Here is a 14,077-nt window from a genome sequence, read left to right as displayed (position 1 = left end):
TGTGACAGATAATAAATTAATAAAACAACAAACGTAAAATAATGAAATTACTTACTTATAGCATTAACCATACTCCTGCCCGACTGGGTTTTCTGGATGGTGAAATGATAATAGACGTTGAGAAACTGGGTCGTACCATGCAGGTGCCTATGCCAGATAATATGCTGGACTTTATTGATTTAGGTCAGGAAGGACTTAATGCACTGACACTGCTTTATAATAATGCTAGCAAGGAACAATTACTTGATAACTCGCTACCAATAGGCAACGCAACGTTACTCGCGCCAATTTCACGTCCACGTAAAAATATTTTCGGGATTGGTTTGAATTATACCGAGCATGTGGCAGAGTCAGCACGCACGCTCGATACAAGCAAAGAACTGCCGCAACAGCCTGTAATATTCTCTAAGCCGCCATCTGCAGTTACAGGGCATGACAGTGATATCATTCATAACCAAAAGATTACGCAACAGCTTGATTATGAAGTCGAACTTGCTGTAATAATTGGTAAAGGCGGCAAGAACATCAGCAAAGAAAATGCGATGGATCATGTTTACGGATATACTGTAATAAACGATATTAGCGCACGTGATTGCAGGCGTGCAGGGCAATGGATAGTATCTAAAGGGCAGGATACTTTTGCGCCGATGGGTCCGGTTCTGGTAACAAAAGACGAGATAGCCGATCCGCAAAACCTTAACCTCTCATTGACAGTTAATGGCGTTGAAAAACAGAACAGTAACACAAAATTCATGCTGTTCAACATTGCAGATCTGATTCATGATTTAAGTACTGTTTTTACACTGGATGTTGGCGATATCATTGCAACCGGAACTCCGGCAGGCGTGGGCGCAGGCCGTGACCCACAAGAATTTATGTGGCCGGGCGATGTGGTGGAAGCAACGGTTGAAGGCATAGGAACATTGAGGAATACGATTGTAGATTCGGAAGAAAATTCCAAATAACAAGCATCAAATTATAAATGAAGACGACATATAGGATTGGCCAGATTGTGCCAAGCTCGAATATTACAATGGAAACTGAGATTCCGGCGATGTTCCGCTCGAGGGAAACCATTGCCGCTGAACGATTTACATTCCATTCCAGCCGGATGAGAATGAAAAAGGTAACCAAAGAAGAACTGGAAGCCATGGATGCCCAAAGCCTGAAATGCGCTATGGAACTAAGCGATGCCAAGGTAGATGTAATGGGTTATGCCTGCCTTGTAGCAATTATGAGCATGGGCCGGGGCTATCATTGTGTAAGTGAGGCAAATATCTATGAAGAAACGGTTAAAAATGACTCGCCGACTCCTATCGTTACGAGTGCCGGGGCTTTAATTAACGGACTAAAAGTATTGGGTGCGAAGAAGATAGCGGTTATAACTCCGTACATGAAGCCACTAACAGAATTGGTTGTGGACTACATAAGGCATCAGGGATTTGAAGTTATGGACTACATAGCGCTTGAAATACCTGATAATCTTGAAGTTGCGGCACAAAACCCAATGAACCTTCTTGATATCTACAAACGCCTTGACCTGACCGGAGTTGACACTTTGGTTGTGTCTGCCTGTGTGCAAATGCCTTCATTAGAAGCGATTGACGCAATAGAAAAAGAAATTGGCATACCGGTAACATCTGCAGCGGTGTGTACCGTTTACGAAATGCTGAAAAAATTAAATCTTGATACAAAAGTGCCAATTGGCGGCACTTTACTCAGTGGAAAGTACTAGCAAGTATTTAACATTGTATTAATACGATTTTCGCTTCACCTATCTGCCCCACAATTTATCAATCTGCGGGGCAGATTTTTTCAATACCTTTGCATTTCCAATTTTTGAAAATGAGATTACACAGGAATTTAGTTTTTACGGTTATAGATTCACTAGGATTTATATTTAATGATGGTGAGTATGCCGATAAGGTTGTAGCGCGGGCATTAAAAAAAGATAAACGATGGGGAAGCGCCGACCGTAAGTTTGTTGCCGAAACAATATATGAAATAGTACGCTGGAAAAGGCTGTATGCCGAGATTGCCGAGGTAAAAGAGCCTTATGACCGTGACAACCTATGGCGCATTTTTGCGGTATGGGCTGTGCTTCGCGGTATTACCCTGCCTGACTGGAAATATTTTGAAAGTACGCCTGTTCGCAAAATAAAAGGCAGGTTTGACGAGCTTTCAAAAATAAGGAAATACCGTGAGTCGGTGCCTGACTGGATGGATGAGCTTGGCGTAAAAGAACTCGGTGAGAAAAAATGGGAAAAAGAACTTGCGGCGCAAAATGAGCAGGCAAAAGTGATACTTCGCGTAAATACACTAAAAACTACTCGCGAGAAGCTTAGGGCTATCCTGATGGACCAAAACATTGAAACTGAATTGCCTAAAGAATACCCAGATGCGCTGATTCTTAAAGAAAGGGCGAATGTTTTCCTTACGGATGCTTTTAAAGAAGGGTTGTTTGAGGTGCAGGATGCATCATCACAAATGGTAGCGCGTTTTCTTGAGGTTGAACCGGGCATGCGCGTGGTGGATACCTGTGCCGGGGCCGGCGGTAAAACATTGCATATGGCATCGCTAATGAATAATAAGGGACAGTTAATTGCTATGGACCTTTATGAAAGCAAGCTAAAGCAGTTGAAGCTAAGGGCAAAGCGCGATGGTGCATTTAATATTGAATACCGTATTATTGACAGTACCAAAGTAATAAAGAAGCTACACGAAAAAGCCGACCGGGTGCTTATTGATGCTCCGTGCAGCGGATTGGGCGTATTAAAACGCAATCCTGACAGCAAGTGGAAACTGCAGCCGGAATTTGTAGATAATATACGCAAGGTGCAGGCTGAAGTATTGGAAAGTTATTCAAAGATAGTAAAGCCGGGCGGTAAGCTGGTATATGCAACCTGTTCAGTGTTACCTTCTGAAAATCAGGAGCAAGTTAAGCGTTTCTTAACAACAGATATCGGTAAAGAATTTACCTTTGTAAAAGAAAATAAAGTTTTAGCCTCAGAATCAGGTTTTGACGGATTTTATATGGCTTTGCTTGAGAGAAAAAATAAGCTATGAAATTAAAAACTACGCTTTTGATGCTGATGTTCTCGGTAGCTGCGCTCGCGCAATTTACTACGGAAGCCATCCCAACGGGATATTACAACAGCGCGACCGGAACAGGATACACGCTTAAAAATCAGCTAAGAACAATTATTACCAATGGGCATAATCCCCAATCGTATACGACAGGGTTATGGAACCTTTACAGCACTTCTCTGCGGGATAATTTTTATGAGAATGACGGCTCGTTGCTTGACATATATTCGGAAAACCCAACAGGCATTGACCCATATAACTATACCAGTACAAGCCAGCAATGCGGCAATTATACCACCGAAGGACAATGCTATAATAAAGAACACCTAATACCTCAGGCTTATTTTGGCAACGGGGCGATGCCTATGTATAGCGATGCTCACCATGTTGTACCGAGTGACGGTAAAGTTAATGGCTGGCGTGATAACCTGCCTTTTGGTGTGGTATCAGGCACAGTAACAAACGGCTGTAATGCCGGCGCCACCAATACACCCTGCAAAACCCTTAATAATTCTAAAATAGGAAATAACCTTAATTCCGGATATTCTTCAGGTTTTTCAGGAAAAGTTTTTGAGCCTATAGATGAATTTAAAGGTGATATTGCCCGAACATTCTTTTATTTCGCCACACGATACCAGGATGATATGGACGATTTTTACAGCGCTGCTGCCAATACCCTTGAAGTAAAAGCAATGTTTGATGGTTCAACCAATAAAGTTTTCAGCACAACATTCCTTAATATTATGCTTACCTGGCATGCAAATGATCCTGTGAGCCCTAAAGAGGTTGCATTTAACAATGCTATTTACAACTTTCAGGGAAACCGAAACCCGTTTATAGACCATCCTGAATATGTACAGTCAATATGGGGCACTCCTGCCGGAACTGATACGTTTGACATCAGTACAAAAGTTGCAGTTTATCCAAATCCTGCCACATCAAACACAGTTAATATTTCATCAGAAGTTGAGATTACTTCATTACGCCTTATAAACATCAACGGACAAATTGTTTCATCAATTCAAAATCCGGTTCCAGATAGTGGTTCAGTTACTCTGTCTAACCTGCCACAAGGCTTTTATATCCTGACAATTAATACTGCTGAAGGGTCGGCCGTAAAAAAGGTTCTAGTGAATTGACACAGCTAAGACATATTTAAGCCCGGACTATCCGGGCTTTTTTATTTTTTCACACAACTTTCCAATGTTAATTTATCATTAACTCAAAAAAATAAATATACATTTGCCGGCTAACATTTTTGTAAATGAAAAGATTTTTATTTTTTGGGGCAATCCTTTCATCAGGATTTGCCTTTGCACAAATTCCGGCGGGATATTATAATAATGCCACCGGCACAGGCTATGCTCTAAAAACGCAGCTGTATAATATAATTAAAGGGCATAATGACCAGGGATATGATGCGCTGTATGAATGCTATAAAACCAGTGACCGTGATTATTTCTATGAAAATGACGGGACAATACTAGACATCTATTCTGAAAAACCAAACGGGCCTGACTCATACAGTTATTCTGCAACTTCAGCAGGCGACAGGTGTGGTAATTATAGTTCTGAAGGCGACTGCTTTAACCGTGAGCACATAATGCCCCAAAGTGTATTTAATGAAGCCAGCCCTATGCGAAATGATGCCCACCACCTTTTCCCAACTGATGGTAAAGTTAATGGCCAGCGCAGCAATTACGCATTTGGTAAAGTAGGCAATGCTACGTGGACGTCAACTAACGGCTCTAAGCGTGGCAATAACCTTAATTCGGGTTATTCAGCAGGATATTCAGGGATTGTGTTTGAACCGATAGATGAGTTTAAAGGTGATGTAGCACGAGCGCTGCTATACTTTGCTACAAGGTATGAAGACAAAATGCAGAATTATAGCCACGAAATGCTGAACGGCACTAAAACACAGTGTTTTTCAAACTGGTTTAAGAATGTACTTTTAACCTGGCATGCCCAAGACCCGGTAAGCCCGCGTGAAATTACCCGTAACAATGCAGTCTATGCTTTCCAGGGCAACCGTAACCCATATATAGACCATCCTGAATATGTACAGGCAATATGGGGCACACCGGCAGGAACATCAGATTTTGAAGCTGCAGCCAATATAAGCATCTACCCTAACCCGGCTACGGGAAACATGATAAATGTGTACAGTGAAACAGTAATTGATAACCTTCAGCTGATAAATATCAACGGGCAAGTGGTTAAGAATATTGACGCCCCGCAGTTTAGCGACAATAAATATGTTTTACAAGATTTGCCTCAGGGCTTCTACTTCCTCAAACTGGAAGGCACCGGCGGAAGCGTCACTAAAAAAATCATTGTGAACTAGTATATAAGCCTCCTCATCAGGAGGTTTTTTATTTATATTTGATTTATGATGACAGCAAGCACCAACCTTTTTGAAAGGCTCTCACCTTTTGTAAAGCTCAGCCCACAAAGCCGGGCAAAGCTGCTGTCGTATATGAAAAAAGAAGAGCTGCCTAAAGGGCATGTACTGGTGCCTGCAGGAAGCATATGCACCCATGTATACTATATCGAGCGGGGGCTTTCCCGGATATTTTATATGAAAGACGGCCGTGAAGTTATTGATGATTTTAATGCTGAAAACGAGTTTACCTGCTCAATAAATACCTGGCTTACCCGAAAGCCCGATAACAGGCAGACTGAGCTGCTTGAGCCATCTGTAATCTGGTCTCTACCTTATACAAAACTCGAAGAGCTGTATGATGAACATCATGACATAGAGCGTTTGGGCCGCCATTTGATTACACTTGAACTGGCAGAGATGCAGCAACGCCTTACAGATTTGCAATTTACCGCGGCACAGGAACGCTATGCCAACTTCATTGCTGCAAATCCATCACTACTGCAGCGTGTACCATTGGGAATGATATCCTCCTATCTTGGCATTACACAGGAGACCCTGAGCCGTATACGCGCCCGTGGGTAATTTTTGATAATTGTCAAAGGAAATGGCTGCCTGCTGTAAGACCTTTGAATATCAAATCAATCACAATGGAATTAAAAACCTATTACAAGATTCGCTTCAACGACTGCGACCCTTTTAAGCATCTTAATAATGCAGCGTATATAAACTATATGCTCAATGCGCGCGAAGACCACCTGAAACAATTTCACAACATCAGCATGGCCGATATGTATGCGAAAGGCCTCTCATGGATGGTGAGCCATCACGAAATCGTGTATTTGCGACCTGCTTTATATGACGAAGATGTATGTATACAATCAGCGCTTATTAAAGCTACAGAAGGCTCGCTATTGGTCGAGATGATAATGTTTGATGAAAGCTGCCAACAATTGAAAGCAGTACTGTGGACAACTTTCACCTACGTAAATCTACAAACCGGTAAGCGTGATAACCACCCTGCATGGTTTCAGGAAACAGCAGACAATTTACAGACATCAGAATTACAGCGATTTTCAGGCGTTAAAGAACGTGTAGCTGAATTGCGAGGGAGATAACATCATTACCCGATATTATTCAAATCCCACTCCAATCTGGGATTATAATGAAGCATTCCGTTTTTCACTTCAAGAGGAGAATCAAAATTATTTGTATAAAGCGAACCTGTGCCAAGGCCCTGCGGCATAGGGTTGTTTTTTGTAAAGGTGTATTGGGCAATGGCATTGAGTCCGATGTTGCTCTCCAAAGCAGAGGTTATCCACCAGCCGATGTTGTATTGTTCGGCAAGGGCTATCCACTCATCGCAACCGCGAAATCCACCCACCAAACTTGGCTTTAAAATGATGTACTGAGGCTGAATTTTACGCAATAGATTTTCTTTATCGCTGTAAGAAAGCACTCCAATCAACTCTTCGTCCAATGCAATTGGCAACGAAGTTAGTTTGCACAAGTCTGACATGCTGTCATGCTGTCCATTTTTAATTGGCTGTTCAATACTATGTATATGATATTCAGACAATTCTTTAAGTTTATATAAAGCTTCGTATGAAGTAAAAGCACCATTTGCATCAACCCTGATTTCAATTTCTTCAGCTGAAAAATTGCTTCTGATGAATCGTAAAAGCCCTATCTCTTTTTCAAAATCTATTGCTCCTATCTTCAATTTAATACAGTTGAAACCCTGATCCAATTTCTCTTCAATCTGCTGTTTCATGTACCCCTCATCACCCATCCACACCAAACCATTTATTGGGATTGAAGCTTTCCCTTTTGTAAATTCAGAAAGGAATACTTCAAAATTATCTTCTGAAGCAAGCGAACGAAATGCTGTCTCCACTCCAAATTGTATGGAAGGGAATTCTGTTAGTGCTTCCCACAAAGCTGCTTCACCTAAATGAATGTTATCGCACACCCATTGCAGTTTTTGTTCATAATCCGGACGGTCATCGAAGCTGAGACCCCGCAACAGGCCGCACTCCCCTATCCCTTGTTTCCCGTTTTCATCGAGAAAGATAAAGAAAGTTTCTTTTTGGGTCATAACGCCTCGGGAAGTTCCGCTCGGACGCTTGAAATTGAGAATATACTTTGTATATCGCGCTCTTATCATTTTAATTACGAATTATGAATTACGAATTACGCAGTGTTTTCTGAATACTTCCGATGATTCTGAGCAATTCGTTTACATCAGTTATCAGACTATCGCTTTGTTCAGTTGTAAGATAGTGAGTGTCACGAAGAAGCCGAAGCCAATATTGCGTTTCGCGTGCTTCCTTATAGGCGATTGTTAATTTTGCAAAGAAATCTTTTTGACTTTGGCCACCAATAGCTTCTTCTATATTTGCTCCTATAGATGTTCCGCAGCGTAGTAACTGCTTTGAAAGCACATACTCCTTTTGTTCTGTGTGAAGATATTTATATGCGTTAATTATACGAATTGCAAATGCATAGCTTTTTTGTTGTACTACATTCTCGTTTTTCATCAATCGTAATTCGTAATTTGAAATTCGTAATTATTAAAGTTCAATAGATTCCCCAACTTCCAAAAGCATCAAGTCTTTTCCCTTGTCGAAAAACTTCTTCTTAGCTTCGTCATGGTTAATTTTGATGTACCCAAAAGTATCATAATGATAACCCAGTATCTTATCGCAATCTAAAAAATCTGACGCAATGATGGCATCCTCAACATCCATGGTAAAATTGCTGCCGATTGGCAATATGGCGAGATCGAGACGAGTACGCATTGGTATCAGCTTCATGTCAAATGTCACCGCGGTATCTCCGGCTATATAAATGTTTTTATGTTCACCTTCAATTACAAAACCGCCCTGGTTGCCGCCGTATGTGCCGTCAGGAAAAGAGCTTGAATGGTGCGCCACTACATATTTTACTTTACCAAAATCAAAATCCCAGCTGCCGCCATGATTCATTGGGTGTACTTTAAAGCCTTTCTTTTCATAATAGTTAGTAATTTCAACGTTTGATACAATTGTTGCACCGGTATTGTTAGCGATAGCTTCAACATCAAGAATATGGTCGCCGTGAGCATGGGTAATCAGGATGTAATCAGCTTTTAGCTGCATGATGTCAATATTTGATGCCGCTTCATTTGCGGTAATGTAAGGGTCAACAATAATGTGCTTGCCTCCTACTTCTATGCCAAGGCTGGCGTGGCCGTAAGTTGTGATTTTCATATTTTGAGTTAATTTGTTAATTCGTTGATTTGATCCCCATTCTATCCTTTAGCCTGCCACATCATCAAACATACGCAAAGTAGTATTGATAAGAAGAAAGTACTCAGCGCTACCTTCTTCAGTTCAGGATCAAGGTCTCGGGGCTCTCTGTTTTTGGCAACAACCATCAGGTGCAATAATAACGGGATATAAGCTATAATAAACAGATATTGCTTCAATTCAAACTTATACAAGATAGCGAATATCACCGTCAAAATCAAGGCTGTCAGGATGATAACGAAATGATATATCTTCGCTTTAGCTGCGCCCATCTGTACCACGAGCGTATTTTTACCCGACATGGCATCACTTACTATATCTCGCATGTTATTGAGATTAAGCACAGCGACACTTAGCAACCCAATAGACACAGCCGGAAGAAACAAAAGTACATCTATAGTCTTGGCATATAGGAAATAGCATCCTAATACACTTATTAATCCGAAGAAAATAAACACAAAAACATCACCAAGCCCGCGATAGCCGTATGCTGATGCCCCTACGGTATACTTGATTGCTGCTGCAATTGCTGCTAACCCTAAGAAGAAAAAGAACAGTGAGTAGCCAAAGTTCTCACTGCCGAACGAAACATATATCAGCATAACAGCAGATGCCAGCGTTAATACAGAAGTGATAATAATGCCGCGCTTCATTTCTGAAGGCGTAATGGCGCCGCTCTGCAACGCGCGCTGCGGGCCTATCCGGTTTTCATTATCAGTACCTTTCACGCCATCACCGTAATCATTGGCGAAGTTTGACAGAACCTGCAGTCCGAGGGTTGTCAGCAAAGACAAACAAAGTATTGTCCAATTATTGTAACCTTGTGCAAAAGCATAGAAACTCCCCACGAGAATTCCTGAAACCGAAAGTGGTAATGTTCTTAAACGTGCCGCGCTTATCCAGGCTTTTATTTTTTTTGACATCTTCGATTGTTCGATTTTTAGATTCGACTATAGGATGAATTCGATTTGCAACCGTCGCTTCTGAAGTCGACCAGTCGAAAATCGAATCATCGGACTCACATCCAATCTTTATTCCCTGCTTCTACCTGATATAGCCAGTAGTTGGCAAACTGCTTTAGTTTTTTATAATTAGCCGGCCCGAAGTTTATGGCTCCTCCAGCTGTGTAAAGTTTTACCTTGCCTACATCGGCGCTTTTTTGCCAGAAATATTGTGTGAGCTTCATGCTTTGTATTTTGTGTGGCTGTAGGTAGTCAACATCAATATCCCACGCGCCGCTTTGTTTTATAATGAAACCTTCGCTTACATACAACCTGCTATGACGGAAAGCAAAGTAAATAAGGATACTGATAGCTAAAACATACACCGGCACAAAATTGATGAAGTTGAATATACTAGGCTCAGCAGCGTAACCTAAACCGAAATAAATGCTTAAAGGCAGCACAAGCCAGAAAAAGACAGGCACAATTATTTTACGGATATTGGGTTTGAGCATAACTCCTTTTTCAGGTAGAGCGCCTAGCAGAAGTTGAAGCAAACTGTCTTTTTCATCAGTGCTTAATCCGGGGATTTCAATAGCAGCTTTCTTTTTTCATTATCTGCAGGTTCATTACCTGATGCCTGGCGGATTTTTAAGTCCTGCACATTTAGTTTCTTCTGGAAATAATTGCGTCCCAGGGTCAGGTACTGGATTTTGTTCGGGCGAAGGATTGTATTCCTTGTATTGATAAGCCCGTACGAAAGCAGCAGCGCACCTTGCTGTTTTATAATTTTGTAGCCGAAGTACCGTATTATTGTACGGCTCAGGTTAATGACAAGTACAAGCGCCATAACGCCAATAATTATAAACGTCAGGAAGCGTAGGGCCAGTTCAGCATTAATATAATCGTCAAGCGGATCATCGTCAAATCCTGCAACATTTATATAATCTTCAATATATTGAAATGTCGATATAGTAAATGCAAGCAGCAGCGCAAAACTCCGCGCATAATTTGATGTTATTCCTGTCCTGAAAAGGCTGGCAAGGCATATTGTTACCAAAGGTTTCCCGGTTTCAGCAGTAGATCCAGCCACATACTCCTCAGTTAAAACATCCTCACCTTTTCCACCATCCATCAGGCGGGTCTTTAACGATGCAGCCAGCTCCTGAGATATAGCCTTAATAGATACTTCCTGCTTATTTGTACCGGCGGTATCCACTTCAAGCGAATGAACATCTATAATCCGCTGCAGCAACGACTGGTTTATGTTTACCTGCTGTATCTTATCAAGCGGTATGGCAAGCCGGCTTTTGTTGATTATGCCTTCGTTAATAATGAATTCTTCGTTTTCTTCATCAATGTAGAAAGTAAAGTTCCGATATCTTAAATAAGCAATTATAGCTATTATGGTAAATATAACGCCCACCCCCAGTACAAAATAACCCTTCCCGATTTTATTGATCTGGAAAGCCAGGCCAATTACGACCGGAAAAATGGCACGGGCAAATTTCTGGAAGGTGTCGGCAAACATTACCACAACCCCAACAAAAGATTGCCGCTGCGGTTGGGTAAAGTCACTATTCATCAGCTGATTGTTTTATAATCTTTCCTACAATAAGCTGTCTGAGGTTTTCAGCCTGGGCTTTTTTTAAGCCCGGAATCTTCATGTCGCTGCCGTCACCACCTGCGGTAAATATCTCAACAGCGGCGAGGCCAAGTTTCCTAGATATGAAGCCTTCATGCAACGCGGCGTGCTGTATACGGTTATAAGGTATAATATGCGTACTTATGGCAATTGCCCCTGTCCGGTAAATGATATCATGTTCCCTGAAGGCGTAACCTTTATTCTTAAAGCTTATCATGGCGATAATTACACTTAATAAAAGCCCTGTGAAAAAAGCTACTGCCACTATCCAAAATTGAACAGGAAGATTATCTGCAAAATAAAATACCAAATAGGCTGCCGAAGCTATAATCAAAAAAGTTAAAGCAATATTAAACAGTACCACCTTCCAGTATGCAGGCTCAAGGCCGGCAAGTGCAGTTTCCTCAAATTTTGGAAGTGTAGCTACATCAATAGTTTCGTTGCTGAAATTTTCCATTTACGGAATCCATTTAATATCCCTGAAATTCGGTTTCCTTTTTTCAAGGAATGCATCGCGGCCTTCTTTGGCTTCTTCAGTCATGTAAGTTAAACGGGTTGCTTCACCGGCAAACACCTGCTGGCCTACCATTCCGTCATCGGTAAGGTTAAAAGCAAACTTCAGCATCTTAATTGCAGTTGGCGATTTACCAAGTATCTCCTGTGCCCATTCATAAGCCGTGTCCTCAAGCTCAGCATGAGGTATAACGGCATTTACCATACCCATTTCATAAGCTTCCTGTGCCGAATAATTGCGCCCAAGAAAGAAAATCTCCCTGGCACGCTTCTGCCCTACCATCTTAGCAAGGTAAGCCGAGCCATACCCTCCGTCAAAGCTGGTTACGTCTGCATCAGTTTGTTTAAAAATCGCGTGTTCTTTGCTCGCCAGCGTAAGGTCACACACCACATGAAGGCTATGCCCGCCACCTACTGCCCAGCCAGGAACAACTGCTATAACCACTTTTGGCATAAAGCGTATAAGGCGCTGTACTTCCAGGATATTCAGCCTGTGCATACCATCATCGCCTACATAACCCTGGTGGCCGCGAGCCTTTTGGTCGCCTCCGCTGCAAAATGAATACACACCGTCTTTAGATGATGGCCCCTCTGCTGAAAGCAGTACTACGCCTATAGAAGTATCTTCCCGGGCATCAAGGAAAGCTTCAAACAGTTCGCTGGTTGTTTTCGGGCGGAACGCATTGCGTACATCAGGCCTGTTAAAGGCTATGCGTGCCACACCATCACATTTCTTATAGGTTATATCTTCAAATTCTTTTACAGTTTTCCAGTTTATTTCGCTCATGGCAATAGTTATATTTATCTGTAAAAATAATGGTTTTTAATGATAGCGGCATACTTTTTTAGGAATGTTGAAAATCATCATTATGTAATTTATTTGCTATCAAATCCTTAGTAGGCGTTTCTATACTATTTTCAGTTTTTTTGATGTTAACCTTCTATAAAAACCCCGGCAAAAAAATTTCGGTTTCTTTATATTTGCCACTTTACGCCAATTTTATATTAATGAGATTTACACGATATATACCCTACATACTTTCACCTTTACTACTGTTATCCTGCAAAAATGAAGGCAGGCATCTTGCTGATAATCTTTCAGGCAACAATGATAGCGTTACGCAATTTAATACAGTATCTGAAGCTTATAAAACATCAAAACACAACAGCGTTGATAATTTCTACAAAAAGCTTTGGCCCAAAGATGACCTGAGCGGCGGTATGCTGGTTGCCAAAAACGGAGAAATTATTTATGAAACCTATGGCGGATTCAGTAACCGAAGTAAAAAAGAAGAAATCACTGAAAATACACCTATACACATAGCTTCGGTAAGTAAAGTGCTTACCGCAGCATTGGTGCTTAAGCTTATTGATAAAGATAAGCTTTCGCTTGACCAGAAAGTGAATACCATCCTGCCGACATTTCCTTATGATGGCATTACGATTAAAATGCTGCTGAACCACCGGAGCGGGCTGCCAAACTATGCCTACTTTGCTGATGACCGAAAGATATGGAACCGTACCATGCTTACCAACCAGGATGTACTGAACCTGCTGGCTAAGCACAAATTCGGCCTTTACTTCAGGCCTGATAAAAAGTTCGGTTATTGTAATACCAACTTCGCCATACTTGCGCTCATTATTGAAAAAGCGACAGAAATGAATTACCGCGATGCAATGCAAAAATTTATTTTTAGCCCTATAGGCATGAAAAATACTTATGTATTTGATTATAAAAAGCATAAGGCAACAGCCAGCCAGAGCTATAAAGGCAATAATGTGCTTTATGGGTTTGATTTTCTTGATGATGTGTATGGCGACAAAAACATATACTCAACGCCTCGTGACCTGCTGAAGTTTGACCTTGCTACCTACAGCGATGATTTTTTAAGCCCTGATTTGGTTAAGCAGGTGTTTAAGGGGTATAGTTATGAAAACAAGGGCGTAAAAAACTATGGGCTTGGCATAAGGCTGCACGAATGGGAAACAGGTGAGAAAGTATTTTACCACAACGGCTGGTGGCACGGCAATACATCTTCATATGTGACACTTAAGCAAGATACTGTTACCATGATTGCACTTTCAAACCGGTTTTCTTATAAACCCTACAAAATCTGGAAGATGTCACCTTTATTCGGCACCTACCCTATCAAAGCAGATAAAGACGATTCACCGGAATAAATGTAATATTAAAACAGCCCTTCTATAACAGTGGGGC

16 protein-coding genes are annotated in these 14,077 nt (G+C 41.4%); 8 read left to right on the top strand and 8 right to left on the bottom strand.

Annotation, left to right across the window (positions count from 1 at the left end; all coding sequences use genetic code 11):
- Positions 1–41: 41 nt before the first annotated feature.
- The 7 genes from LRS05_RS10220 (at position 42) to LRS05_RS10190 (ending at position 6,588) form a co-directional block, all read left to right on the top strand.
- Positions 42–965 (top strand): fumarylacetoacetate hydrolase family protein, encoded by a 924-nt coding sequence (locus tag LRS05_RS10220; RefSeq protein WP_257868237.1) that lies wholly within the window; start codon positions 42–44, stop codon positions 963–965.
- A gap of 17 nt (positions 966–982) precedes the next feature.
- Positions 983–1,735: an Asp/Glu racemase gene (locus LRS05_RS10215; protein ID WP_308224869.1), complete on the top strand. Its 753-nt coding sequence runs from the start codon at positions 983–985 to the stop codon at positions 1,733–1,735.
- A 110-nt stretch (positions 1,736–1,845) separates the two neighbouring features.
- Complete coding sequence (locus LRS05_RS10210; protein ID WP_257868236.1) at positions 1,846–3,066, top strand: RsmB/NOP family class I SAM-dependent RNA methyltransferase; 1,221 nt, start codon at positions 1,846–1,848, stop codon at positions 3,064–3,066.
- Positions 3,063–4,226, top strand: coding sequence for an endonuclease (locus LRS05_RS10205; protein WP_257868235.1), 1,164 nt, complete (start codon positions 3,063–3,065; stop codon positions 4,224–4,226). Before LRS05_RS10210 ends, LRS05_RS10205 begins: the two co-directional genes overlap by 4 nt.
- Before the next feature lie 125 nt (positions 4,227–4,351).
- On the top strand, positions 4,352–5,434 hold the full coding sequence (locus LRS05_RS10200) for an endonuclease (RefSeq protein ID WP_257868234.1): 1,083 nt from the start codon (positions 4,352–4,354) through the stop codon (positions 5,432–5,434).
- 45 nt (positions 5,435–5,479) lie between these two features.
- On the top strand, positions 5,480–6,055 hold the full coding sequence (locus LRS05_RS10195) for a Crp/Fnr family transcriptional regulator (protein WP_257868233.1): 576 nt from the start codon (positions 5,480–5,482) through the stop codon (positions 6,053–6,055).
- 65 nt (positions 6,056–6,120) lie between these two features.
- A complete protein-coding gene (locus LRS05_RS10190; RefSeq protein ID WP_374707769.1) occupies positions 6,121–6,588 on the top strand; it encodes an acyl-CoA thioesterase in 468 nt (155 codons plus the stop codon).
- A 5-nt stretch (positions 6,589–6,593) separates the two neighbouring features.
- Here the strand turns inward: LRS05_RS10190 and LRS05_RS10185 are convergent, their stop codons facing one another.
- The 8 genes from LRS05_RS10185 to LRS05_RS10150 form a co-directional block, all read right to left on the bottom strand.
- Positions 6,594–7,634 carry an o-succinylbenzoate synthase gene (locus LRS05_RS10185; RefSeq protein ID WP_257869263.1) on the bottom strand — a complete coding sequence of 347 codons (1,041 nt, stop codon included), beginning with the start codon at positions 7,632–7,634 and terminating at the stop codon, positions 6,594–6,596.
- 22 nt (positions 7,635–7,656) lie between these two features.
- Positions 7,657–8,010 carry a four helix bundle protein gene (locus tag LRS05_RS10180; protein ID WP_257868231.1) on the bottom strand — a complete coding sequence of 118 codons (354 nt, stop codon included), beginning with the start codon at positions 8,008–8,010 and terminating at the stop codon, positions 7,657–7,659.
- 33 nt (positions 8,011–8,043) lie between these two features.
- Positions 8,044–8,721 (bottom strand): metal-dependent hydrolase, encoded by a 678-nt coding sequence (locus LRS05_RS10175; protein ID WP_257868230.1) that lies wholly within the window; start codon positions 8,719–8,721, stop codon positions 8,044–8,046.
- A 41-nt stretch (positions 8,722–8,762) separates the two neighbouring features.
- Positions 8,763–9,671, bottom strand: coding sequence for a 1,4-dihydroxy-2-naphthoate polyprenyltransferase (locus tag LRS05_RS10170; protein ID WP_374707790.1), 909 nt, complete (start codon positions 9,669–9,671; stop codon positions 8,763–8,765).
- 107 nt (positions 9,672–9,778) lie between these two features.
- Positions 9,779–10,216 (bottom strand): PH domain-containing protein, encoded by a 438-nt coding sequence (locus LRS05_RS10165; protein ID WP_257868228.1) that lies wholly within the window; start codon positions 10,214–10,216, stop codon positions 9,779–9,781.
- A 62-nt stretch (positions 10,217–10,278) separates the two neighbouring features.
- Positions 10,279–11,286: a PH domain-containing protein gene (locus tag LRS05_RS10160; protein ID WP_257868227.1), complete on the bottom strand. Its 1,008-nt coding sequence runs from the start codon at positions 11,284–11,286 to the stop codon at positions 10,279–10,281.
- A complete protein-coding gene (locus LRS05_RS10155) occupies positions 11,279–11,803 on the bottom strand; it encodes a PH domain-containing protein (protein WP_257868226.1) in 525 nt (174 codons plus the stop codon). Before LRS05_RS10155 ends, LRS05_RS10160 begins: the two co-directional genes overlap by 8 nt.
- Positions 11,804–12,646: a 1,4-dihydroxy-2-naphthoyl-CoA synthase gene (locus LRS05_RS10150; RefSeq protein ID WP_257868225.1), complete on the bottom strand. Its 843-nt coding sequence runs from the start codon at positions 12,644–12,646 to the stop codon at positions 11,804–11,806. It lies immediately after the preceding gene.
- 221 nt (positions 12,647–12,867) lie between these two features.
- Here LRS05_RS10150 and LRS05_RS10145 point away from each other — a divergent pair, with 221 nt between their 5' ends.
- Complete coding sequence (locus tag LRS05_RS10145) at positions 12,868–14,040, top strand: serine hydrolase (protein ID WP_257868224.1); 1,173 nt, start codon at positions 12,868–12,870, stop codon at positions 14,038–14,040.
- The last annotated feature ends 37 nt before the right edge of the window (positions 14,041–14,077 follow it).

The sequence above is a fragment of the Flavobacterium sp. J372 genome (assembly GCF_024699965.1).
GTDB lineage: Bacteria > Bacteroidota > Bacteroidia > Flavobacteriales > Flavobacteriaceae > Flavobacterium.
This window is presented reverse-complemented; position numbering and strand designations above follow the sequence as displayed.

Excerpts from the sequence above, each read along its gene's own strand:
- LRS05_RS10220 (WP_257868237.1), top strand. The coding sequence starts at position 42 with ATGAAATTACTTACTTATAGCATTAACCATACTCCTGCCCGACTGGGT.
- LRS05_RS10215 (WP_308224869.1), top strand. The coding sequence starts at position 983 with ATGAAGACGACATATAGGATTGGCCAGATTGTGCCAAGCTCGAATATT.
- LRS05_RS10210 (WP_257868236.1), top strand. The coding sequence starts at position 1,846 with ATGAGATTACACAGGAATTTAGTTTTTACGGTTATAGATTCACTAGGA.
- LRS05_RS10205 (WP_257868235.1), top strand. The coding sequence starts at position 3,063 with ATGAAATTAAAAACTACGCTTTTGATGCTGATGTTCTCGGTAGCTGCG.
- LRS05_RS10200 (WP_257868234.1), top strand. The coding sequence starts at position 4,352 with ATGAAAAGATTTTTATTTTTTGGGGCAATCCTTTCATCAGGATTTGCC.
- LRS05_RS10195 (WP_257868233.1), top strand. The coding sequence starts at position 5,480 with ATGATGACAGCAAGCACCAACCTTTTTGAAAGGCTCTCACCTTTTGTA.
- LRS05_RS10190 (WP_374707769.1), top strand. The coding sequence starts at position 6,121 with ATGGAATTAAAAACCTATTACAAGATTCGCTTCAACGACTGCGACCCT.
- LRS05_RS10180 (WP_257868231.1), bottom strand. The coding sequence starts at position 8,010 with ATGAAAAACGAGAATGTAGTACAACAAAAAAGCTATGCATTTGCAATT.
- LRS05_RS10175 (WP_257868230.1), bottom strand. The coding sequence starts at position 8,721 with ATGAAAATCACAACTTACGGCCACGCCAGCCTTGGCATAGAAGTAGGA.
- LRS05_RS10165 (WP_257868228.1), bottom strand. The coding sequence starts at position 10,216 with ATGCTCAAACCCAATATCCGTAAAATAATTGTGCCTGTCTTTTTCTGG.
- LRS05_RS10160 (WP_257868227.1), bottom strand. The coding sequence starts at position 11,286 with ATGAATAGTGACTTTACCCAACCGCAGCGGCAATCTTTTGTTGGGGTT.
- LRS05_RS10155 (WP_257868226.1), bottom strand. The coding sequence starts at position 11,803 with ATGGAAAATTTCAGCAACGAAACTATTGATGTAGCTACACTTCCAAAA.
- LRS05_RS10150 (WP_257868225.1), bottom strand. The coding sequence starts at position 12,646 with ATGAGCGAAATAAACTGGAAAACTGTAAAAGAATTTGAAGATATAACC.
- LRS05_RS10145 (WP_257868224.1), top strand. The coding sequence starts at position 12,868 with ATGAGATTTACACGATATATACCCTACATACTTTCACCTTTACTACTG.